Below are 22,960 nucleotides of genomic sequence, written 5' to 3'. Positions count from 1 at the left end.
GTATGAAAACTATAAAATTTAATAATACCAAGAAATTCCTAGTTGTGGCTTTAGTTGCGACAATGGGCTTGACTGGATGTAATAAATTCTTGGATATCAATGAGAATCCAAATAACCCGGAGTCAGCAACACCTAGTTTGTTATTGCCGACAGTAGAAGCCTCAATCAGTCAGGTGGTTGGAAATTCTTTTCAGGTATTTGGTAATATTTGGGGACAGTATTGGACACAAAACCCAACGTCTTCTCAATATAGAGTTATCGATCAGTATAGAATCACCAATACTTCTATGGATAGAGTTTGGGGTAATATCTACAGGGGAACTTTAAACAACGCTGAATTGATTATCAATTCAAAAGTGGCGGATAACGAAAATTATAAAGGTATCGCTCACATTTTGAAAGCTTATGCATATCAGGTTGCAACCGATGCTTTCGGGGATATTCCGCTTTCTGAAGCATCAAAGGCTGATGGAAATTTGAGTCCAAAATATGAAGCTCAGGAAGTTGTATACGATTCAATTTTTAATTATATTGATAAAGGACTATCTTTACTAGCTGTGAAACAAGCAATTCCAGTAGCAAGTCAGGATATGATTTTCAATGGCGATCTTGAAAAATGGAAGGCTTTTGCTAATACCTTAAAATTAAGAGCTTATTTACGCCTTTCTAATGTGAACGCAACCAAAGCTGCTGCAGGTATTAAAGCACTTTATGCGAGCAATGCTGTTTTCTTGAATCAAGATGCGACAATCACTTATACAACAACAGGGGGTAATGAAAATCCTTTCTACAATGAAATGGTTGGTTTAGGAAAAACTCAAAATGTTGTAGCTAGTGGAACCGTTGTGCAAGCTTTTGTCAAAAATAATGATCCTCGCAGATTTGCTTTCTATGACAAAGTTGAATACACAGATCCAGAAACGAACGAACCAAAGATACAGGATACAATTGCTTACATTGCTCAAGGGACGTATTCAAGTAATTCAAAAAAATTAGTATCTACTCCTTCTCCAATGGTTGGAGGTAATGCCATGAGTCAAACATCTGCAGTAGCACCAGTAAAACTGTTTTCTGCAAGCGAAAGTTTGTTCTTACAGGCTGAGGCAGTTGTAAGAGGTTGGGGAACGGGAGATGCACAGAGCTTATATAGTGCTGGTATTACAGAGAGCTTTAAGGCAACAGGTAACGCCGCAGATGCTGCCAAATATATTGCTGATGCGCCAGATGCTAAATTCACTGGCGATGTGGAGGCTAAAGTAAAAGCTATTATCACACAAAAGTATTATGCAATGTGTGGTTTCCAAGGCTTCGAAGCTTGGACTGAATGGCGAAGAACGGGGTATCCAACCTTCTTTGTTAAATCTGCAGCTTCAACTTTAGGTGAAGACAGAATGCCTTTGCGCATGCCTTACGCACTTAGTGAAGCAACAACAAATAGCAATTATCCAGGTAACGTTGTAATCTATACACCGGTATGGTGGGACGTTAAGTAGTCTCTTAGATTATATGCTTGTGGGAGCGGCAATTTCGAAAGAAATTGCCGCTTTTTTTCGCTATAAATAGCAGGGATATCCATACTTAATTTTATTGGAAAAATTTGGGGTTGAGCCCCGACATATTTTCTGGCTCATCAAAAAACACAAGGAAATCCCAATTATTTTACTGTGCTTTCTATAATATCCTGTTTCATCCATGTTTAGTTTAATAAAGGTGACTAGGTTTGTTTTATTCAAGAGAATATTTGAATAATAGATCTCGAAAGTGATAGTTTTCTGAAAATTATCATTTTGTTGTTAGGAAGGCCAAAAAAAGTAAATAATGTACATTACAACATCTCTACCGAATGGTTGAAAAAATAAGTAGCTCTTATTTTTTATGATTCTAGTTAAATAGCTAAAAGCTCCGATTAAAATATTCGGTACGGTTTATCAGTACACACTTTTGTGTAGAATTAACCAATAGGCATATAAAATGTATTTAAAATTAGTATGCTTGCAAACTTATATAAAAATGAAAAGATATTTGATGTTTATTGCACTGCTAGGGCTAGGCTTTAGCGCGTGTAAGAAAGAAGAAGCCGTAAAACCTAAAGAAGAGACTATTGTAATTGATGGCGAAGAATTCGGAAAAGACTTTGTTTACACCACTACCTCGAAAATACTGAATATACCAAAAGACAGTATTCACTACAATTCAAAGACTCACACCTTGAACATAGACTATCTCAATTTTTCCATGAATATGGACAAGTTTGCCACTGATTTAAGAACCGCTAAAGCTGGCAAATTATGGAAATAAGAAGATTTTTTATTGCAATTTTATTTATTTCCTTATGTAATTTAGGATTTGGACAACGAATTAGGTTAGAATCGGCTGGGCTTACAAACGTTTCTTTTAAAGGAAACGTCATATTTTTAAAATATAATGCTCCTACCGCTATGAGATTTTATTTCATGATGTCCAAACCAGCAATTGCCCCTTGGTCTGGCTTACCTGTGAAAGGAGAAGCTAAGTTATTCTACTATAAAGATAATCAGGAGGTTGTTTTGGTAACGGCTCCTTTCACTAATGCTGATTGGCCGTCTGGAGGAACATTTTCACAAATGATTCAGAAAGATTTTACAGTTCCAGCAAATACTGTGACAGTTAGTAATCCAGTTGTGGATGTGCAAGCTAGGTGGAGATATTATAAAGAAGGCTATCCTGACCCTGAGACTACAAATGGATGGACCGAGTGGTATTACGCTAGCACAAGGCCTTTTGCTCTTAATCCAGATGAAATTCCTGCTTCCAGTTTTAGCGGATCAAATTCCACATGTGGAGAAAGTGTTTACACAATTACAAATCCTTATAAAGTAACTCTTGAAAACGCAGCTGGTATTGCTACATTGACATCATTAGGGAATAATCAGTGGAAAGTCATTAGGATTGGAAATGCTGTAGGAACGGTCATCCTTAGATCAACTTATGAGGGAAAAGTATTCAATTATCCTATTGAAGTAAGTTCTGAAATGAAAGGTACAATAGATGGGCCAGTTGGAATCAAGCAAGGATGGAATGATAATTACTTCTATTTTAAACCAGAACCTGGTATGGATTATACAAACGTAAATTGGTCGGTAGATTCACCTCATCTAATTACCACCCAGGTAGATAAATATACTTTTAAAATTTCAGTTCCGACAAATTATCCTTTGATGGACAAAGGAAGAGGAGACGATGTCGAAATCTATATTAGATCGAATGGAGAGTGTGGTGTAATGGAAAAATCTCGTATATTAAGAATATTACCAGCAAGACCTATTAAAAACTAGAATATAAAAGCCTAGACTAAGACTCTAGGTTTTTTTTGTATTTTCCCTAAAACCTATCAGATCTCTTTCGTATGCTAAATTTGAAAATGATAAAGAGCAATGCATCTTAATAAACCCTAGTTTTCTAAAGAACTTCGGTTTAGGGATTTATTTTCTATGGTAACTTTAGATGTTCGATATTTTGAGGAGATATTTTTATTAACTACTTTTCTGGTAAACAAACCGCCCGTTCTCATCTTTCTTACTTGTCAGTTTAGGTGTTCCTTTTGTACCTTTGCATGCCTTTAATGCATTCGCAAGAAACAATGGACGTATTGTGCTACCAAGTTCCTTCTCATAGTCTTTGAGAATTTGTAGCGCATTTTTATTTTCGTTAAAGTATCCTGTGGAAATTTGATGAAATACCCAATCTTTAACAGATTGTTCCGATATTATACTTGGGGATTGAAGTAATACATCTTTTCGTTCAGCAGATAAGTCGCCTAAAAGTTCTGTTCGACCATCTTTGAAGAATTTTTCAGCTTTATAAACAACTGGAGCCGATTCATTCCTTGCTACAGATATTTGAATTGTATAATCTATTTGAGTTATATCTGGAACTATTTGCTCAATGCTACAATCGAAAATCTCACGGAATATATTATTAAATGGCACGGAGTAAATTAAAGTATGGGTGGGATCTTCAGCGTCACGAACATAAAAGTCGCGTTGGCCCATGAGAAAAGATAGCTCGAATTGACTATAACCTCTTTTCTTCCTCAAAAGAAATACATTGAGCATTTTTTCGACCTCTATTCGTGGCATTGTAGTAATGTTAGTTATTTCAAATCTAAGATCAACTTGCATAAAATTGGCCATTTCTTTGACCACAAAGATACTAATCCTTTTTGTGTTTACTGACAAGGATGTATGTATTAAGGTCTCCTTTAAGCACTATTTTGAGTCTTTTACCGTTGCCCTTTACAGCGCGTTCTAATGGACGGGTAAAGTCTTTTGCTTCCCAATTTTGATTTTGGACTTCATTGGCTTTAATCACAATTTCATTTAGGGTCTTTGCTTTTCTGAAAAAAGTTTGGTCTTCCATTAACGCATTTAGGGTAGGCGCTGGACCCGCACCAGGTGGGATAGGAGGAACTTCTTTGAGAACTTTATCATTAGATAAAATTTCTGCGGGATAGAAGTCATATATCCTGTAATCTGTTTTGATGATAGAGCTATCTCCTGAATCCTTAAGTTCTTGTTGCCTCATTTTTGCAATTTGAGAAAAGTATATAGCAATTTCACTCAAAATCTCATCATTGTATTTTGAGTTATGTGCACGACTTTCAATATGTCCAATATATTTCTCTCCTTTCTTTAAAAAGTTTGAAAGCTCTTCTGCAACGATATTTAAATCTAATCTTATACGTCTTACCTGTATAATCAAATAAAGCTCTATAGGAAATAAAAACCAAATATTTGTAGCCATAAATAAAGGAAGTAATAAGATATCCTTATGCTTTATGTCTTAAATAATTTGATTTTTAAATTCTATTTTATTATCTTTGTTTTAGAAAGATATTAGATCAGTCATCTATAGTTTAGGTGTTTAAATCAAGAGTCTTGCGCCTGTAATTTCTCACGCCACAACGCAAGGCAGTAGTTTAAATACCCACGTCTATACTTTTATGCTATATTTGCATGTAAGATAGATGTGGGCGCTACTGTAAATCCGTGTTGTGTAAGGCGTGAGAACTTTATTTCAGGTACGGTTTGTAGCCCCACATTTATCATTAGGAAACCTACCGACAAGACTCGTTACCAATAAACGAGTTATGAACAAAAAACAAAGATCAAAAAACATCATCACTGCCCCCGAGTAGCTCGGCTGGTTTGGCCAAATAAGATTTGGCTTCTCTCGCCATGGAACGCGTAACGCCAATATTATACACCTTTGTGATCCCTCAATCAAACGCGCTCTGGCTCCCAGAATGAATTAATTATTACTAATGTGAACTGAGTAACATCAGGCTCCCAATAAAAAGCTGATTTCGATCGGAAGGGGCATGCTATGTACTTTCGGTTATGATTTATCTACTGAAAAATGAACAGGATTTTAGCGCTACAATTTGCTTTTGATCGTATGATTTATGATGTCCATTGCCTCGATTATGACCCTATAAAGGAGATTGAGACATTCTGGAATCACTATGCGCTGGAGACTGTATCTGCTAATACTTCGGAACTATTAATTGCTTATGTTGATGGTGACGTGAAGAAAAATAGGCTTCTGAAAGATGAGGAAATACAAGAATTTGCAACTGCCTTGTATCGCGTATTGATTGCTTATTGTATCGCCAATCATCACCATATAGACCTGAGTACAGTACAGCTGTCTGCAGAAGCAAAAGAGCGCATCGGAAAAGAGCTAGAGTTGAGCAGAAAGGTCGCTGAGTTTTTCGGTCGGTTATCGAAGTAACCACTAACAAAAAAATGATGAATACCCTAAAATTAATAACCTTTTTAAAGGCCTATATAACCTATATCTTTCAAGTACCTGTCAAGCAGTACTTAAGCACAGATATAGTACTATTTACACATCTGTTGCGCAAGAAAATTAGACAAGGAAAAACGTACTTTAAAGGTACTTCGATCCTGCTAAAAAAGCGCTACACGAGCGACTTTCAAAACCTAATAAAGATGGAGGCTTCTTCGGACTTTTGTCTGCCCAACTTCGCCCCAGCTTCTGCCTTTCATGCTATTGGCATCGAGTTTTCATCGGGATTTCATCGGGCCACACCGATCAAAACCCGATGCCGACCCGATGAAAATCCGATGAAACGTAGAAATTCGGTAGTTATTGGTTATTTAACGGTTGACTATACGTTCGCACAAGAAACACACAAGCTTGACTATAGCGCGACCCTAGGTTCACCCTTGCTAAGCCCTTGTTATACACAAGGACAACTAAACGATTGCACAAGTCCCACCCAACAAAAGCAAGCTTTTCAGCAGGTGGGAGAGTCTAGATTGACTTATGGAGTAGAATCTGAACGATCTGTTTTAAGGTTCTTTAAGTCGATCTGTAAGGCTTTGGAGTTTCGAGCCAATACTTTGCTTGGATCAATAGGCTTAGTTGTTCAGCGGGCTTTAAAATGCTTTTTATTCGTTGCATATTATAAGCGTGCGTATCGCATGGTTTTAACATGGATGTTTTTATGTTTTGTTTCTATGTTTAGTTTATCAGCTCAGACGCCCCGCAAGGACAGCGGGGCCGATGGGCTTTCAATCAAATCGCTGGAAGTAGGGAGCATTATTGAAAATCAATTATGGAATATGCCATTGAAGACTATCGATCACACTAAAGTTGAAAAAACAATAACATTGCAGAAGTATCGCGGCAAGAAACTTCTTATTCTGGATTTCTGGACAGTATGGTGTGCACCATGCATTCGTAAACTGAAAGAGTTATCGGCCAGTCAAACACTGATAGATACTAATGCGGTAGTCATACCCGTTACCATAAACGATGCACATGCAGCAGGCCGGATACTACAACAGAATAATATTGGTTTTTCTTCCATCTACGCAGATTCTCTCCTGAGAAAATATTTTCCCCATGTAAGCGTCCCTCATCAGATCTGGATCAAAGATGGTCGGGTAGCCTATATTACAGATGGAAACCTCACTTCCGTTGCCAATATAAATAAATTGGTGCACAACAAACGTGTTCAATTGCTGCCAAAGAATGCGGAAATAAGTCGCGAGGAACTACGTAATCTATCTAAGCCGGATATAGACTCAAATAGAATTGGACAGGTGATATTAAGTAGTGTGTTTGCTAAGTCTTTGCCATACAGTGTTTTTGCAAAATTCGATACAAAATATTCGCTGACTTTATACAATCATTCTGTTTTAGGTCTTTTGCTTTATGCGAATCGTAAAGAAATTCCTTTCGTAGGGATGCGTAATCGGGTCATATGGAACGTAGCAGATTCAACGCGGTATTGGATGGAATTGCCGGTAGAGCTTATCAATACAAAGAAGTATGAAAAGGAAAATGCATTAAGAGCTTGGAAAAGTTCCAATTTATATTGCTATTATCTTAAAAGTAACGAGATGCTGGACGAACAACAGAAGACAGATCTATTAAAATTGGATCTAGCTAAATTGCTTGAACTAAAATTTAATGCCCGATCCTACGTTGCGACAAGCAGGGTAGAAGCTTGGTGTCTCTATATTCGGGATGCAGCTGTCTTCAAAAAATGCTACAGTAAGAGTGGTGCTACAGGAAAAATAAAAGCTGACAAGGGCTATTTTAGTTTGGTCAATAGACCTCTGCAATCTTTGGTTTCCTATCTAGCCGATAATAATTATAAAGATAAATTGCCTGTTACTGATGCTACTGGTTATGCGGGGAATGTCAGCATGGATCTTTACGCTGATACAAAAAACCTCTGCGCAGTTGATGCTGCTTTGCAACGTTACGGCCTGGGGATAAAGAGAGATACAATAGCCTTGCCTATGCTGGTGATAGAAAGGAGGGGCGATCATGATTAATCGTTATTGTATACTTGCTTTCCTCGTTCTAATTACATTTTTTACTGCCAAGGGTCAATCATCTATTAAAGGGAGAGTTGTCGACGAAAAGACGCAGAAAGGTATTGCAGGGGCCACTATCAAGGCCGATCATTCGTTGGTACTGGCAAAAACGGACAGCGAAGGTGCTTTTGTTTTTTCTTTAAAGACATACGATACGGTCTGGATTTCATCGGTTGGGTATAAAGCAAAAAAGCTTGCTATTAAGCGTGAACAGAAAAATGTGTTGGTCAGTCTGATGCCCGAATCGGTGATGATAGAGGAGGTGCAGATCAGTACCGGTTATTATTCATTACCAAAGGAGCGTGCTACAGGTAGCTTTGATTTTATCGATAGAAAGACATTGCAGCGGAATACTTCTTCGGCGATACTGGATCGATTGGAAGATATTGCTCCTTCACTTCAGTTCGACAAAAGAAAAATAGGTCAGATGAACAGCGATAATAACCGGACTGCTATGCGCCTTCGTGGTACCAATACAATCTATGCCGATGGTTCTCCTTTGATCATATTGGATAATTTTCCATATGACGGTGATATCAATGGGCTCAACCCTAACGATATTGAATCAATAACGGTGCTTAAAGATGCGGCTGCGACGTCTATATGGGGTGCAAGGGCTTCAAATGGTGTTATTGTGCTGACTTCAAAAAAAGGAAAGAGAGATCAGCCATTGACAGTCAGCCTAAATGCAGTTAATTCTTTTTCTCCTAGACCGGATTTGACGTATGGTAAGGATTTTATTAATGCCAAGGACTATATTGATTTGGAGAAAGTTTTTTTTGAAAAGGGAATATATGATGCACGGTATAGCGATGCGAGCAAATCTCCATTGTCGCCGGTGGTTACATGGCTATATCAGCATAGGAATAATAAGATTAGCGATACCGATCTGGACCAGCGATTACGTAGTGCCGCACAGATAGATCTGCGCGATGAGGCGAAGCGGTACCTTTATAGGTCTTCCTTTTTGCAGCAATACAATGTAAATATGCGGGGCGGTTCTTCGGATCTCAGTTATTTTTTCTCTGGCGGATGGGATGGACAGCGTCTCCATGATATTGGCAATAGTCAAAAAAGAACCACCTTTTCATCTTCAGTCAGTTATTATCCGATAAGTCAGCTGAAGTTTGATTTTGGATACGGCTTTATTGCAAATAACAATGTGGCTAACACGGTGGATTTTAGAAATTTTGATTACCTCTATCCTTATATGTCGTTGAAGCAGGAGGACGGAAATGCACCTGTTCTAAGGGATTATAACTTAGAATATGTAGCGGAAGCTCCAACTTCAGGATTGCTAGACTGGAACTATAGACCATTGGATGAGCTCAATCTTCAAAGTAAGCGCTCCGGCATGAATGAGAATAGGTGGTCTTTAGCGATCAATTATGGAATTGTCAAAGGAATACGCTTGTCTCTCAATCTGCAGTCATTGATGGCATCGACCAATTATCGCAATCTGGAGAAAAAGGATGCTTATTATGTACGGAATTTGGTTAATCGCTATACACAGGCCGATGGGAGCCGGGTGTTTCCTTATGGAGATATACTCAGTCAGAGCCGGCAGCAACTGACCTCTAAGTCTGGCAGACTGCAGCTTGATGTCGATCGTCAGTTTGGATCTCATCGTGTTGTATTTCTTTCAGGCATGGAGCAGCGTGAAGTGGTCACTAAGCTGGATGATTACACACTGTATGGCTATAATGATGAATTGTTAACATCACAGATGATACTTGATTATACTAAGGTTTATCCACTTCGCCCGCAGTCTTCCGGAAGAATTCCTTTTCCGATGAGTACGCTTAAAGAAAATATTGATCGATACCTGTCTTATTATGCCAATTTGGGCTATGATTGGAAATCTAAATACCTGTTGTCGGGGAGTGTGCGCTGGGATGCTTCCAATCTGTTTGGCGTCAATACCAACCAAAAGGGTATTCCGCTCTGGTCTGTTGGTTTAGCATGGAATATGGGCGACGAAAATTTCTTTAAAAACGATGTTGTTCAGCAACTGAAATGGCGTGTTTCCTATGGCAAGAACGGTAATATTGACCGAAGTATGACTGCCTATCCTACAGTGTCATATAGTGTCAACTCATCGACCAATTTACAGCAGGCCTTGGTCACATCGCCAGGTAATCAAAATCTGCGCTGGGAAAAAGTGGCGACGTTAAATGTGGGAATGGATTTCAGGATCAAAGGAAAATTTAGAGGATCAGTGGATTACTATCGAAAGAAATCGGATGATCTTATCGGTATTGATCTTATCGATCCCACAGTGTATTATGGAGGTTCTCAGGCTAAGTTAAAACGTAATTATGCGAAAATGGAAACTGCTGGAATGGATCTGACTTTGGGCTATGGAGAAATAGGCAGCAGAATTAAATGGTCCAATGAATTTTGGTTATCGAAAACTAGCAACCGGGTGACCGATTATTATGGTGACAACACTATTACTGTAATGGGCTATACAACGGGTATGGATAAGCGTCCAATAAAAGATAAGTCACTGGATGCGCTGTATAGCTTGCCTTGGTTCGGTCTTGATCATACTACCGGCAATCCCTTGGTGATCAATGATGGCGTAAGGAATACCGAGTATACCAAATATATAAATAGTTTATCAATGAATGACCTTGTTAACCATGGCAGCAGTGTGCCCATCTGGACTGGGGCTTGGAGAAATAATTTTAGATGGAAAGACCTAACCCTGAGTTTCAATATCGCTTTTAAATTAGGATACTATTTCAGACGAAATTCAGTGGAATACAGCTTGCTGATGACAAATGGCAAAGGCATGCACGAAGATTATCTCAATCGTTGGAAGCAAGCGGGTGATGAAGCTGTGACAAATGTACCGTCAAATCCTTTTGCAAATATTGCGAACAGAGATATCGTGTATACGCAGTCTGAGATATTGGCAGAAAAAGGAGATCATATACGCCTGCGCGATATCAGACTAGATTATTCGCTGTCTAAATTGCTACATAATCGCTTCAAGATAAAGGATCTATCAATTTATGGGTATTTAAACAATGTCGGAATCTTGTGGCGCAAAAATAAGCTGGGTTTGGACCCCGATTATCCGTCTGCCTCTTATTACCTTTCACCACGTATTTTTTCTCTTGGAATTAAAATGAGCTATTAACCTTAAATGAACAGAGATCATGAAAGCTAGAAATACACTAACATTACTCTTCGTCTTCTTTTCCATCCTTATGCAGGGATGTAAAAAAGAATGGCTGGAGATCCGGTCATCCAAAGGATTGGTCATACCGAGCACCCTTGTAGATGCAGAAGCTATTCTTAATAGAACGTCTATCATGAATGCCAGCAGAGCCTCGCCGCTGGGCGATATTGCCGCAGGAGATTTTGTGGTTCCACCTAGTTATTGGTCGAGTCTGGTTCCATGGCAGGCGAACGCCTACCTCTGGCGAGATGAAGTTTTTATTGATAACGTTGGGCTGGAAAACTGGGGTAACTTTTATCAGCAAATCTATTACGCTAATTTGGCGCTGGACATCCTGTCAAAAAATGATAAAACCACCGATACCAATAAATTTAATAATATTCGCGGCAGGGCACTATTCTTCCGGTCATGGGCTTACTTTCAATTGGCACAAGTATATTGCATGTCTTACAGCGAACAGAATAAAAGTAAGCGGGGTCTGCCATTGAGAGAGGGAACTGATCTCGATGTAAAATTAGACCGTTCAACGCTAGAACAAACTTATATGCTGGTTAAGACGGATTTGGAAGAAGCGGTATCCTTATTAGATAAAAACTCTGAAAACATTTATCAGCCCAATAAGAAGTCGGCACTTATGATGCTAGCAAGAGTTAATCTAATTATGCAAGACTATAAGGAAGCTTTAGTTCATAGTGACGAGGCCATAAAGATTGACGGAACACTTTTGGATTACAACAAATTGAATCTTTCCTTGGCCTACCCATTTAAAGAAAATAATACCGAAGTGATTTTTTATGCTTCCATGAGTTATGCGCAGATTATCTCGGATACTCGTATTGATGTAAACGCAGAACTGTTGAAAACTTATGAAGACAATGACCTTCGCAAGAAAGGTTTTTTTAACCTGAAAAACGGTATTTACAATTTTAAGGGTTCTTATATAGGATCTGGTGTTTACTTTGCAGGACTTGCAAAAGATGAACTTTATCTCATTCGGTCCGAATCATATTTGCGAACGGGTGATGCAGACAAGAGTCTGGCGGACCTCAATCATTTATTGATAAATCGTTACTCGGACTTTCAACCTATAAAGGATTTGCCAAACGCCGAGCTATTGAAGCGGATACTCTTGGAGAGAAGAAAGGAATTGCTTTTGCGCTGTATTGCATGGTCGGATCTGAAACGGCTTAATTTGGATAAAGAAACTGCGCGAACAATTACAAGGAGTGTTGAAGGCAGTACTTATATCTTGGAACCGAATAGTGAACGATATGCAATGCCGATTCCAAAAGCTGTAGTTGACCTGGGTAAGTACGAACAGAATTAATTATTTCTAATCAGCTATCTCCCACATATTACGAGGCGGGAGATAGCTGATTATCCGTTATTGATTAATCTTCGTTACGGAATTTTGCATCATTAAATGGGACAGAACCTCCTTTCAGTTCTGTATCATTGATATGCGTAGCTGGAGGTGTGCCATTTGAGTTGGATTCCAATTGTATTTCACAGACAATTGGAAGTTCTTCCTCGCTACAGTCGCTCGTGGGCGAAGTACTCCCCGTACTGGAGATATTTCCAGACGAATCTACAGGGTACCACATTAAACCAGCTTTATTATAGTTCTCAGCAATCTTGAAGCTGGAGAATCCAATTATTGCAGCTCCGGCTAACATCACCGTTGCATGCTTTTTGATGAAAGATATTGCTTTCATACCGAGGCCTTTTTTATAAGAGCAAAAAAAGTTTACCTCCACAAAAAACTCAATTTTTTTATTAATGACTGAATCTTTGCTTTAACGAGGCGCTTCAGTCTGTTTTATACCTCGGGATCGATTTTTACGGGCTGTCCATCACGTGTCATAATTTATTTCTATACCGGCCAAGCCGGGAATAGTGCAAATTTTCGCGGAAAGCGTATTTGGGAAGTGTGATAAAGACAGAGTGTGACAATACCTAAATGAATGGGCGGTATAAAGGTAAAGCCAATTGATAGGTTCCTTTTCTTGTGCCTTTCCATGGGGCTGGTTGGGCCAGTCAAGTACCATCCCAATATGGATAACGTAAAAAGGACCATATTTACCACCAAGTGCCATTCCCACGACAAACTTTCAAATACGGATGCGCAGCCACACGGTTTCTGCGGATATAGATTGAGTAGTCCCAATGCAATATAGACACTGAAAGAGGATAATAAAGCTATAGATAGCAGTAATCCTATTTTTTTATACCGACCGGCTAAAAGGATTCCGGTAGCGAGCTCAATAGCAGGAAGTGTCAAAGAAAGAGGTTTTGCCCAGCTGCTTGGTAACGGTTGCCGGAGAAGAGCAGCTTGGAATGCGCTGGGTTCCATGAGCTTGTCTATAGCTACATAGATCCAAAAGACCATAAATCCGATTCGGATGCTTTCCATTGCGATATGTGCTGTTCTTGCGTTCATTTTTTTTGTTGTTACTGTCTTTTCTAATCTATAAAAGAAGCATAAGAGTATCGGGTTGAATTTTGAATTCAACTATTTGTAAATCAGTATATTGTAAATTATTTTTCTTGGTTTGTTATATAGCTTTTATTATCTTTGTTTTATTAATGATTTAAAATCTAATCTTCTAATTCTTCTATATACTACTAGCAATAAAGGCTAGTTCGTACCTGCTAATACGCTGTAATTTTTATAAGTATCTGATTTTTAAGTTTATAATTTTATCAAAATGATATTAGAGAGGGTAGACGAATGGCAAAAGAAACAAATACGTACGATCGTTACTTTTTTCAATTATTAGACTCACAGCCTAATGCAGCGCTTGAGCAGATTTTTGCGCATTATGGCGGGAGTCTGGAAAAGTATATCCGTCGGTTTATTTATGATAATGACGATCTGGTCAAAGATGTATTAAATGAGACATTAATCGTAATCTGGGAAAAAAGGCAATTGGTCGCGAAGCTAGAAGCACCCGTATATTGGATGCAGCGCGTAGCGAAAAATAAAGCTCTTTATTACATTAGAGATGAGGCAAAATATAATAAGATTTCGCTCGATAACGGTCTGGATATGGCTAGTGGTCAATGCGCAGACGATAGATTTGCCTATAACGAACTTGAGATGCTGATCTTGGAGGCTTGTGAGGAATTACCTCCCCAGGATCGGGAGCTCGTCATTAAATCGAAGTTTGAGGGTAGGAGTAACAAGGAATTAATGGCAACCTATGGAATGGCAGAACAGACGGTGAAAAATAAATTGTCTAGGGCACTGAAGGTGATCCGAAAAAAGTTGAAAGATCTTATGGGCTTATTTGTTTAATACAAGGTGAAATGATTTACAACAGAACATATGTAAAGGAACTGATTAGGAAGCGTATGGACGCGAGTATCAGTTTTACAGAATCCGATCAATTAGAAGCAGCGGAGAAAATTTTTAGTGAAGAGGAATTTGATGCAATGATTGCCGAGGTGATCGAAGAAATGTCTACTAATCGGTCAAACGAATTATCCATCGAGTGGCGGCCTGATTTTGAACAGATCCAGGCTGCGGGAGATCGGTTAGCTAAAAAAAAGAAACGGCAATTATGGTGGCGTTGTGCTGCAGCAGCAGTTTTATTTCTTTTGCTACCGGCTGTAATTGTCATGTTAAAACACAGGAATTATAGGGCTGAAATCGGTCTGGAATGTGCTAGTATGTCCTCTGGTACGGAAATACCGTTGTCTGAATCTGCAGGTACAATAATGCTTGCTGATTCATCTATCATTCGATTGGATACGAATGCAACCGGAGTATTGCTTGATTTAAACGGTATTTCGCTCGCCAAGACCGCCGAGGGGGTATTGGAATTTGATAAATCATCCAGCGGGCGGGAAATAAATACAAAAGATACGGCTATCGTGATCAGAACAGCTGCTCGTCAGCAATGTGTTATAGAATTCTCTTATGGTATGCGGGTCCGGCTAAATGCCCAATCAACCCTTCGTTATCCGTTGACGCAAGGAGGAGATAGTACACATCTGTTTATCGAGGGCGAGGTGCTTATAGACATACCTAGCCAACTGTTTGGGGGGGTGATGGTAATACAAACTAGCAATGGAAAAATTTCGAGTGATTACGGAAGGTTTGAATTAGCATCTTATGCCCAGTTTACGCGGGCAACGGTATCACATGGAGAGGTGCTTGTCTCTGATCGTAGATCATACAAAAGTAAGGAGCTTCAATGTTTGGATGAAGCTGTGGTTATCAAATCCTATTTACCTAAAGGTGAAAAAGTACAACGGGATAGTCTATTTTATTTAAAGAACGGGGATTTTGAACAAGCTTCGCAATGGGCGAATGCTGTACGTGAATACAAAGATGTCCCACTGAAAGAATTTGTCTGGCAGATGAGCCGCTGGCATGGATTTGCGGTTAAAAACATGAAATGTATACCGAACAAGTTGATAAGTACGACTGTCTACTATAGGACCAATCGGGAAAAGGTCTATGCCGTAATACGCGACGCTGGGGTGTTGATGTATGAGAAAAAAGGGATGATAAGTTTTTGTCCCGAAGATCATAAGGACAGTCGTACAGCGATGAAATGAAAATTTCCTTATCTATAAGTCTGAAGCGAACAGATGAATAGAGCGTTTGAGATCATTCATTTAAAGGTCGGATTTACCGCCAGTGGAAAATATACTATTATAAATAAATAGAATTTGATGAAAGATAAGTGAATGGATAACATGGTTCGAGGGGAAATACAAATAAATATGTTTGTTTAAACAATGTTACTTTAATTAATATTGCATCAAAAATAATAACCTGTTTATCAGATGTTTGTGATTTATTGTGAAATAAATGTTATCACAAAGTTATGCTTGCATTGCAAAAGTTAAAAAAAGTTATAAATTTGTATTTAACATTTTTTAACAGCTGACATTGTTGACTTAAAAGATGTATGACTAACTAACATCGCATATAATAATTATTGAGAAGTAAAAAATTCGCTAGCCAAGGTGCTGTATTGCCAAGAATTTAAATAAACATACTTAATTAAACATAAACATATGAAACACAAACTACTCAGTTTTTTATTGGGTGGTGCTATCCTCACTTCGGTAGCATTCGCCCAAGAAAAGAAGGTTAGTGGACGAGTGACAGGTACAAATGGCGAGGGGTTGCCAGGCGTTACTATTGTTATTCAAGGTACTAACCAAGCCACACAAACCGATGCAAACGGTAACTATTCCATTAATGTTCCTACTGGAAAAATTTTAGTCTTTCGTTCTGTAGGCTATTCAGACAAAACAATTACAGTTGCACAAGGTTCCAGTTTGTATAATATACAACTTAGTGGAAATGAATCTGTTCTTGATGAAGTCGTTGTGACTGGTGCGGGGTTAACTGCTAGTCGTCGTTCAATTGGAGCTGCACAGACCACAATTAAAGCGGAGGATTTACAACAGGCTAAGCCAACCAATATCGTGACAGGTTTAACTGGTAAAGTCGCAGGTCTTACTGTACAAGGTGTAGGATCGGGTGTGAACCCTAATTACCGTGTCATGTTAAGGGGGATGCGTTCGTTAACTGGTAATAACCAAGCATTGATTGTTATTGACAACGTAATTTCTCCATCTTCTATGCTGGGGAATTTAAACCCAGACGATGTTGAAGATATTACAGTTCTAAACGGATCTTCCGCGGCTGCCTTATATGGTTCGCAAGCTTCTAACGGTGCTTTGATTATTAAAACGAAAAGAGGTGCTGCTAGTAATGGATTAGAGGTAACTATCGATAATACGACTACATTTGAGAATGTTAACTTTTTGCCTGAAGTTCAAAAACGTTTTGGTTCAGGCTATTCGGCGCATGATATCTTTTATGTACCCTACGAAAACCAACAATATGGACCTGCTTTTGATGGGTCTATAGTGCAAATTGGTGATCCTCTAGAGGATGGATCAACACAAACAGGACCTTATTCGTGGAATGGTGGAAAGGATAAATTTTGGGAAACAGGAGTGACAAACATGACAAATTTGGCCGTGGCATCCAAACATGAGAATAGCTCTTTCCGTTTTTCAGGGCAATATTTAAAATCGACAGGTACCGTTCCTTTTGATAAATATAATAGAGCATCTGCTCGTGTAAACGGAAGTCGAAAATTAAATGATATTCTCAATATTAATTATACTTCATATTACGCTCAAAATAGATACGATCAAACATCTGCAAACGCAAATATTTATGATGCGGTTTTGCAATCTCCGGGTCAGGTGCCGTTAACAAGCTATAAAGATTGGCAAAATAATCCTTTTGCAAATCCAAATGGTTATTATAACGCTTACTATAATAACCCTTATTTTATTGCCGCAAATAATCGCCAAAAAATTAGGAATGATTATTTCATGGGTAATGTGGAATTGAATTTTAAACCTTTGTCTTGGTTAGACTTTATGGGACGTGTGGGTATGACCACTTCTAATCAATCCTATAAATATACGACTGGTAAATTCACCTTTACACCTTATGCTGCTGGTTTGCATGGTGCATATAAAGGAACTAATATTACTGGTAGCGTCTCTGATGCTGCAAGTTATGCAACAAGTATAGTGTCTGATTTTAATGCACATGCGACACATACAAACGGAGATTTCAAATTCGACTACACGGCGTTATTTCAATATGTTCAGAATCAATCTTCGAATTTGTCAGCTACAGTTAATGGTTTGGTTGTCGATGGTATTTACAATCAGGGAAATAGTTTGAATCCTCCATCTACAGGCCAAGCGGATTATCTAGCGAGAACTTTTGGTCTAGCTGGTAAAATTGATGTAGCCTACAAGAATTATTTATTTTTGACATTAACGGGACGTAATGATTGGGTTTCAATTTTAGATCCAGACAATCGTTCATTCTTCTATCCAGGGGCAACTGTTTCATTTGTTGCAACTGATGCAATTGAAGCATTAAAAGATTTTCAACCATTGAACTTTTTGAAGCTAAGAGGGAGTTTATCTAAAGTAGGTCAAGTCAACGTAGGTAGCTCATCCAACTTTGGAGCCTATGCAACGGTACCTACTTTTGGCCAAGGTTCCGGATATCCATATAATGGAATTGGCGGTCATACAGTTGGTAATCAGATAGTTCAGCCTGGATTAAAGCCGGAAATGACGCGATCTATTGAATTTGGTTTTGAATCTGCATGGTGGAATAATAGGGTATCTGCAGATGTTACATATTTTAATAATAAAACAACAGACAATACAGTTCCAACAGATATTTCTTGGGCATCTGGTTATAATAAATATTTACTGAATGCAGGAACAACCACAGGTAAAGGTATCGAATCGAGATTAAGCGTATCACCAATCCGTACGGCAGATTGGGACTTGACTTTAGGCGGAAATTTTACTTATATTCAGAATAAGGTTGTCGAAATTGCAGAAGGTTTAGACCAGTTGGCTTTGGCTACGTACACAGGTGGTACAGGATCTTACGCAGTAAAAGGCGAAGCTTTCCCTGTAATCATGGGTTCTACTTATAATAGAGACCCTGAAGGACGTATTATTGTGGATCGTATTACAGGATATCCAACTACAGATGGTACATTGAAGGTGCTGGGAGCAGCGCTTCCAACGCATACACTAGGTTTAAACTTGTCATTATCTTATAAAGATCTAACATTTTACACAAGTGCTGAGTATCGTACAGGTAACTATATCTTTAATAATGGAGCAGATTTGTTTGATTTCTCCGGATCAGGAATAAATACCGTTGCTTACGATCGTGAACGATTTGTTATTCCAAATTCATCTTATTGGGATGAAGCAACAAATTCTTATGTAAAAAATACAAACATTACTGTTTATGATGGTGGAGCTGATTATTGGACAATGGCTACTGGACGACGAAATATTGACGAAACCTATGTGACTTCAGCAGCATTCTGGAAAATCCGTGAAATGTCATTGTCTTATAATTTACCGAAATCTTTTCTTGCCGGTCAAAATGTGATTAAGAAGGCTCGAGTGAGTGTACAAGGTCGTAACTTGTTTCTATGGACACCTGCTACAAATGTTTATACCGATCCAGAATATTCTGATGGAAACGGATCATCCAATGGAAATGCGCTTGGTTTGACAGGTTTAAGTCAAACACCGCCGTCTCGTTACGTTGGTTTTTCTGTTAGTTTAACTTTTTAATATCGAATCTCATGAACAATAAAATAAAATATTTATCCATAGCAATGTCTACTTTATTGGTAGCTTCTTCCTGTAAAAAGGCTTTGGATATCAATGATAATCCAAATTCACCGACTCAGTCGACCCCAGAGCTTGTTTTGCCTCAAGCTATGGTTGCAACAGCGCTTTCTGTTCCAACATATAATACCTATGGCGGACGATTAGTAGGTTATTATGCTACATCGGGCGGGGTCTCTGGTTGGGGTGATATGATTACCTACGATTTTTCAACCGGGTTTATGACTGGCTTGTGGAGTACTCCATATAATACATTGACTGATCTTCAGTATGTTGTAGAAAAAGCAGGCGAAGGGAAAGCCCTTTTTGTACAAGCTGCAGAGGTCATGAAAGTGTATAATTATGCGAATCTTGTGGATACCTATAATGATGTTCCTTATTCAGATGCGTTAAAGGGCGCTGCTTCGCTAACTCCTAAATACGACAAGGCAGCTGATATCTATGTCGATCTTGCTAAAAAATTGGATGCAGCAGTGGCTTTCTTTAAATCGGCTACTGCTAGTGATGATTTTAAAACTGCAGATGTTATATTCAAAGGTAATACGACCTCGTGGGCTAAATTTGCTAATACATTGAAATTGAGGTTGGTGTTAAGAGCTGGTAGTAAAGCTACATTTGCTAATAAGACAATAGATAATATTGGCGTTATTGAAAGCGATGTAATTGTACAACCTGTATTTACCAAAATTGCGGGTAAGCAAAATCCGATGTGGAATACTTGGGCTTATGGCGCTGATAATGCCGCTGTGGGAACATGGGGAACCCAATTTATTCCTACCAATTATATAATGGCTTTCTACGATGGTTTTAAAATATCTGACTCGGAACGTGCATCATTAGTCTTCGCAAATGGAATATCAACCAATAAAAATCAACTTGGAAATGTTGATAATCCTCCAACTGGAGTTGCGCCATCTGCCTGGGTCATGCGTCCAGTCTCGGGTACGATAAGCGGTACAAATTATAGAGGGTTAGGCGTTATCAAAGGTCCTGCTGCTGGTCAACCATTGATGTTAGCTGCAGAAAGTCAATTTTTGGCTGCTGAAGCTGCATTAGACGGACTTATTTCTGGTGGAGATGAAGCATCCCGAACTTATTTTAGAAAGGGAATAATGGCATCTTATAACTACTTATACATGAATGAAGGTGATGCGCCTACTAAAAGTGCAGCTGATGCTCAAGCTTATTTAACGAAATATGAAACTGATAATAATGATACTTATTTAGTGAAATTTGTAGATTATTTAGATCAGTCTAACCCTAATAAACCTGAAAGAAAAGAGACTGGGAAAGAACAAAAACGCGAAGCTATCATAACACAAAAGTATATTGCTTTGAATTTTCTATTTGGCCATGAGGCATGGAATGAATTTCGTCGCAGTGGATATCCAAAGAATGTTGGTTTAAACACTACTGCGAATGCTAGAACGACGTTTGTTTCAATAGCGTCACGTGCAACCTCGGAAGACAAATTACCAACTAGAATATTATATCCAAATACTGAATTTAGTTATAATGCAGCAAATGTTCCTGCAGATATAAATAAGTATTCTTCTAAAATATTTTGGGCTAAATAAATTTAGATTAACATGAAAAAAATAATAAAATATATTTTCTTAGCGTTAGCTTCTCCATTAGTGCTAACGTCTTGTTTAAAGGATAAAGACTTAATAGGACCGGATGCTGATGGTGCTGTTGCGAATATTATAGAGTTTGGGGATGTATCTGTCCCAATATCTAATGAATCAAGTTCTATACCTTTATACTCTTTAGCATTTAATATTGCTCCTACTGGAGTAGTAAATTTGAAATTGAAATGTGTTGGAGCTAAAACAGCAGAAAGTGATATTAAAGTAACAATAGCTGTTGACAACTCATTGCTAGAAAAATATAATGACGAAAATGAAACCGAATATGAGGCGATGCCTGCTTCACAATATAGTTTAAGTACAACTGAAGCGGTAATAAAAAAGGGTGAAAGAGAAGTTGCGGTCCCAATTAATTTGAAACCGGATCAGTTTACTTTTGATGCTGATTATGCTGTTGGTTTAGCTATAAAGACAGTGTCTTCTGGAGAGATTTCGGGAAATTTTGGCAAGATTATATTGAATTTAGGAGCTAAAAACTTCTTTGACGGTGTTTACAAATATACGACATCTGCGAATACGGCTTTGGTACCTAATGCAAATAAAACGGTTAAGTTAGTAACTATCGGAAGTAATAAATGTATGTTGGACCCTGGCTTGTTAGGTACTTATTCAAATCAAGTAAACTATACAATTGATCAGGCTACTAATAAAATTACTGTGGAAATGTTTTCGCTTCTGCCAATAGCGACTAAGTCCACCAGTGTTTATGATCCAGCAACGAAGACATTGACGGTTAACTGGACGTCAAATGGTGGATCCAGAACGTTTGAAGAAAAGTTTGTTTACACTGGATCAAGATAGATTTAGAAAGGGGGAAGTGTCGAATTTCCCCTTTTAAATAATGTGAATTTTCTGAAACAATAAGATATGAAACCACTAATTTTTAGCTTAATCGGAATGCTTAGTTGCGTATTCTCCTTTGGACAGGAAAATGCAGCCCTACCAAAAATAGGATATGACAGTTTTGTCAAACAGGTCAATCGTTCTTTCAAATTAACGGATAGTGAGATCTCTAAAGATATTTCAGGGGAAATCATATTGGACATCCGTGTAAATGAATTTGGAAAAATTGATTCAGCTGATATCGCGAAGGATATTGAAAAAGGGATGGGGATACGTTTGTTGAAGGCTGTTAAAATGTCTGGGGATTGGGAACCTGCTACGAAAAATGGAAAACCGATTGCTTCTTGGGTACGTTTTCCTTACAAAGTGTTGAGCTTTAAAGAGTCTGCAAATTCAGCTGCAATAGTAAAAGCAGAACCAATTGAAGGCATGTCTACTTTCATTGAAAAATTCTATAAAAATTTCCAATATCCACCTGAAGCACTGAAAGCAGGTTTGTCTGGTGACTATGAGTTAAATTTTATTGTGAAAGAAGATGGGAAAATTACTGGTGTTAAATTAAAAGATGATCCTGGTTATGGCGTATTAACGAGTGCGCAACGCGCCCTTAACAGAGCAGGTAAGTGGAAGCCAGCAACCCAAAACGGGGAGGCTGTAAAGTCTTCTGTTGTTGTTCCATTCAAATTGAATTTGAAAGAATTCAGAACACATATCTAGTTAGATCAAAAAGGAATTTTTATGTAATATAGAGGTAGCAAGTATTTTGCTGCCTCTATATTTTTTCACCAAACTGAAGCACATATCCATTATTATCATAAATAGCAAACTCGCGCATTCCCCATTCGAAAGTTGCTATTTCATAACATATTTTGACATTATCTTTCAAAATTTCCCATAAATTATCAACATCCGCTATGTTAAAATAAAGGGACCCGGTAAATTGTGCTGTTTCAAAAGCAATGCTTTCGCCAGGATGCGAAAACATGATTTCGATGGTTCCACTTCGCAGTAGAGCCCAGTTCAATGCTTCGTTTTTTTCAACACATGTAAACCCGAGTTTTTCAGCATAGAACTGAATAGTTTGATCTAAGCTTTTTGTATATAATATTGGATTTAAGCTTTTGTAGTTCATCTTTTTTTTTGCCTTTGATTAGTTC

Annotated in this window: 18 protein-coding genes; 13 read left to right on the top strand and 5 right to left on the bottom strand. The window is 38.3% G+C overall.

Translation table 11 applies throughout. The features are described 5' to 3' along the window. The first annotated feature begins 2 nt into the window (after nt 1-2). The 3 genes from B4Z90_RS19850 to B4Z90_RS19840 all read left to right on the top strand — a co-directional run bounded on the left by B4Z90_RS19850 (nt 3) and on the right by B4Z90_RS19840 (nt 3,314). Nucleotides 3-1,493: a SusD/RagB family nutrient-binding outer membrane lipoprotein gene (locus tag B4Z90_RS19850; protein ID WP_075991327.1), complete on the top strand. Its 1,491-nt coding sequence runs from the start codon at nt 3-5 to the stop codon at nt 1,491-1,493. A gap of 517 nt (nt 1,494-2,010) precedes the next feature. Next, nucleotides 2,011-2,298, top strand: a complete 288-nt coding sequence (locus tag B4Z90_RS19845; RefSeq protein WP_145330279.1) for a hypothetical protein — start codon at nt 2,011-2,013, stop codon at nt 2,296-2,298. Further along, nucleotides 2,289-3,314: a hypothetical protein gene (locus B4Z90_RS19840; protein WP_145330277.1), complete on the top strand. Its 1,026-nt coding sequence runs from the start codon at nt 2,289-2,291 to the stop codon at nt 3,312-3,314. Before B4Z90_RS19845 ends, B4Z90_RS19840 begins: the two co-directional genes overlap by 10 nt. A gap of 198 nt (nt 3,315-3,512) precedes the next feature. Here the strand turns inward: B4Z90_RS19840 and B4Z90_RS19835 are convergent, their stop codons facing one another. Beyond that, nucleotides 3,513-4,172 carry a hypothetical protein gene (locus B4Z90_RS19835; RefSeq protein ID WP_208734352.1) on the bottom strand — a complete coding sequence of 220 codons (660 nt, stop codon included), beginning with the start codon at nt 4,170-4,172 and terminating at the stop codon, nt 3,513-3,515. Between the two features lie 19 nt (nt 4,173-4,191). Further along, complete coding sequence (locus tag B4Z90_RS19830) at nt 4,192-4,782, bottom strand: hypothetical protein (protein WP_145330273.1); 591 nt, start codon at nt 4,780-4,782, stop codon at nt 4,192-4,194. A 615-nt stretch (nt 4,783-5,397) separates the two neighbouring features. On the opposite strand from B4Z90_RS19830, the gene B4Z90_RS19825 reads away from it, so the two are divergent. The 4 genes from B4Z90_RS19825 to B4Z90_RS19810 are packed head-to-tail and all read left to right on the top strand — an operon-like array spanning nt 5,398 to nt 12,412. Beyond that, nucleotides 5,398-5,772: a hypothetical protein gene (locus B4Z90_RS19825; protein ID WP_145330271.1), complete on the top strand. Its 375-nt coding sequence runs from the start codon at nt 5,398-5,400 to the stop codon at nt 5,770-5,772. Between the two features lie 14 nt (nt 5,773-5,786). Further along, nucleotides 5,787-7,853 (top strand): TlpA family protein disulfide reductase, encoded by a 2,067-nt coding sequence (locus tag B4Z90_RS19820; protein WP_286803091.1) that lies wholly within the window; start codon nt 5,787-5,789, stop codon nt 7,851-7,853. Beyond that, nucleotides 7,846-11,043: a SusC/RagA family TonB-linked outer membrane protein gene (locus tag B4Z90_RS19815; RefSeq protein ID WP_145330267.1), complete on the top strand. Its 3,198-nt coding sequence runs from the start codon at nt 7,846-7,848 to the stop codon at nt 11,041-11,043. The genes B4Z90_RS19820 and B4Z90_RS19815 overlap by 8 nt, the downstream gene beginning before the upstream one ends. Before the next feature lie 19 nt (nt 11,044-11,062). Beyond that, nucleotides 11,063-12,412, top strand: coding sequence for a RagB/SusD family nutrient uptake outer membrane protein (locus tag B4Z90_RS19810; protein ID WP_145330265.1), 1,350 nt, complete (start codon nt 11,063-11,065; stop codon nt 12,410-12,412). Nucleotides 12,413-12,476: 64 nt separating this feature from the next. On the opposite strand, the gene B4Z90_RS19805 is transcribed toward B4Z90_RS19810, so the two are convergent. Then, nucleotides 12,477-12,800, bottom strand: a complete 324-nt coding sequence (locus B4Z90_RS19805; protein ID WP_145330263.1) for a hypothetical protein — start codon at nt 12,798-12,800, stop codon at nt 12,477-12,479. A gap of 158 nt (nt 12,801-12,958) precedes the next feature. Next, nucleotides 12,959-13,525, bottom strand: a complete 567-nt coding sequence (locus B4Z90_RS19800) for a MauE/DoxX family redox-associated membrane protein (RefSeq protein ID WP_286803090.1) — start codon at nt 13,523-13,525, stop codon at nt 12,959-12,961. Between the two features lie 291 nt (nt 13,526-13,816). Here B4Z90_RS19800 and B4Z90_RS19795 point away from each other — a divergent pair, with 291 nt between their 5' ends. From B4Z90_RS19795 to B4Z90_RS19770, 6 genes are all read left to right on the top strand, one after another. Further along, on the top strand, nt 13,817-14,383 hold the full coding sequence (locus B4Z90_RS19795) for an RNA polymerase sigma factor (protein WP_286803088.1): 567 nt from the start codon (nt 13,817-13,819) through the stop codon (nt 14,381-14,383). Nucleotides 14,384-14,394: 11 nt separating this feature from the next. Continuing rightward, nucleotides 14,395-15,651: a FecR family protein gene (locus B4Z90_RS19790; RefSeq protein WP_286803086.1), complete on the top strand. Its 1,257-nt coding sequence runs from the start codon at nt 14,395-14,397 to the stop codon at nt 15,649-15,651. A 465-nt stretch (nt 15,652-16,116) separates the two neighbouring features. Next, nucleotides 16,117-19,254, top strand: a complete 3,138-nt coding sequence (locus B4Z90_RS19785) for a SusC/RagA family TonB-linked outer membrane protein (RefSeq protein ID WP_088160467.1) — start codon at nt 16,117-16,119, stop codon at nt 19,252-19,254. Nucleotides 19,255-19,265: 11 nt separating this feature from the next. Beyond that, the gene (locus tag B4Z90_RS19780) at nt 19,266-20,888 is read left to right on the top strand and encodes a SusD/RagB family nutrient-binding outer membrane lipoprotein (RefSeq protein WP_088160468.1); all 1,623 of its coding nucleotides are present in this window, start codon (nt 19,266-19,268) and stop codon (nt 20,886-20,888) included. A 12-nt stretch (nt 20,889-20,900) separates the two neighbouring features. Then, on the top strand, nt 20,901-21,761 hold the full coding sequence (locus B4Z90_RS19775) for a DUF1735 domain-containing protein (protein WP_286803084.1): 861 nt from the start codon (nt 20,901-20,903) through the stop codon (nt 21,759-21,761). Between the two features lie 66 nt (nt 21,762-21,827). After that, nucleotides 21,828-22,520, top strand: a complete 693-nt coding sequence (locus B4Z90_RS19770) for an energy transducer TonB (protein WP_088160470.1) — start codon at nt 21,828-21,830, stop codon at nt 22,518-22,520. A 55-nt stretch (nt 22,521-22,575) separates the two neighbouring features. Here B4Z90_RS19770 and B4Z90_RS19765 read toward each other — a convergent pair whose 3' ends face one another. Further along, on the bottom strand, nt 22,576-22,935 hold the full coding sequence (locus B4Z90_RS19765; RefSeq protein ID WP_286803081.1) for a VOC family protein: 360 nt from the start codon (nt 22,933-22,935) through the stop codon (nt 22,576-22,578). Nucleotides 22,936-22,960 lie beyond the last annotated feature (25 nt).

This window comes from Sphingobacterium sp. UBA5639 (genome assembly GCF_002421245.1).
GTDB lineage: Bacteria > Bacteroidota > Bacteroidia > Sphingobacteriales > Sphingobacteriaceae > Sphingobacterium > Sphingobacterium multivorum.
Note: the sequence above shows the minus strand (reverse complement) of the source record. Positions and strands in the feature narration are given on the sequence as shown.

Coding starts and splice junctions, on each gene's coding strand:
- B4Z90_RS19790 (WP_286803086.1), top strand. CDS start 14,395: ATGATTTACAACAGAACATATGTAAAGGAACTGATTAGGAAGCGTATG.
- B4Z90_RS19815 (WP_145330267.1), top strand. CDS start 7,846: ATGATTAATCGTTATTGTATACTTGCTTTCCTCGTTCTAATTACATTT.
- B4Z90_RS19845 (WP_145330279.1), top strand. CDS start 2,011: ATGAAAAGATATTTGATGTTTATTGCACTGCTAGGGCTAGGCTTTAGC.
- B4Z90_RS19830 (WP_145330273.1), bottom strand. CDS start 4,782: ATGGCTACAAATATTTGGTTTTTATTTCCTATAGAGCTTTATTTGATT.
- B4Z90_RS19805 (WP_145330263.1), bottom strand. CDS start 12,800: ATGAAAGCAATATCTTTCATCAAAAAGCATGCAACGGTGATGTTAGCC.
- B4Z90_RS19795 (WP_286803088.1), top strand. CDS start 13,817: ATGGCAAAAGAAACAAATACGTACGATCGTTACTTTTTTCAATTATTA.
- B4Z90_RS19775 (WP_286803084.1), top strand. CDS start 20,901: ATGAAAAAAATAATAAAATATATTTTCTTAGCGTTAGCTTCTCCATTA.
- B4Z90_RS19785 (WP_088160467.1), top strand. CDS start 16,117: ATGAAACACAAACTACTCAGTTTTTTATTGGGTGGTGCTATCCTCACT.
- B4Z90_RS19765 (WP_286803081.1), bottom strand. CDS start 22,935: ATGAACTACAAAAGCTTAAATCCAATATTATATACAAAAAGCTTAGAT.
- B4Z90_RS19770 (WP_088160470.1), top strand. CDS start 21,828: ATGAAACCACTAATTTTTAGCTTAATCGGAATGCTTAGTTGCGTATTC.
- B4Z90_RS19800 (WP_286803090.1), bottom strand. CDS start 13,525: ATGAACGCAAGAACAGCACATATCGCAATGGAAAGCATCCGAATCGGA.
- B4Z90_RS19810 (WP_145330265.1), top strand. CDS start 11,063: ATGAAAGCTAGAAATACACTAACATTACTCTTCGTCTTCTTTTCCATC.
- B4Z90_RS19850 (WP_075991327.1), top strand. CDS start 3: ATGAAAACTATAAAATTTAATAATACCAAGAAATTCCTAGTTGTGGCT.
- B4Z90_RS19825 (WP_145330271.1), top strand. CDS start 5,398: ATGAACAGGATTTTAGCGCTACAATTTGCTTTTGATCGTATGATTTAT.
- B4Z90_RS19840 (WP_145330277.1), top strand. CDS start 2,289: ATGGAAATAAGAAGATTTTTTATTGCAATTTTATTTATTTCCTTATGT.
- B4Z90_RS19820 (WP_286803091.1), top strand. CDS start 5,787: ATGATGAATACCCTAAAATTAATAACCTTTTTAAAGGCCTATATAACC.
- B4Z90_RS19835 (WP_208734352.1), bottom strand. CDS start 4,172: ATGGCCAATTTTATGCAAGTTGATCTTAGATTTGAAATAACTAACATT.
- B4Z90_RS19780 (WP_088160468.1), top strand. CDS start 19,266: ATGAACAATAAAATAAAATATTTATCCATAGCAATGTCTACTTTATTG.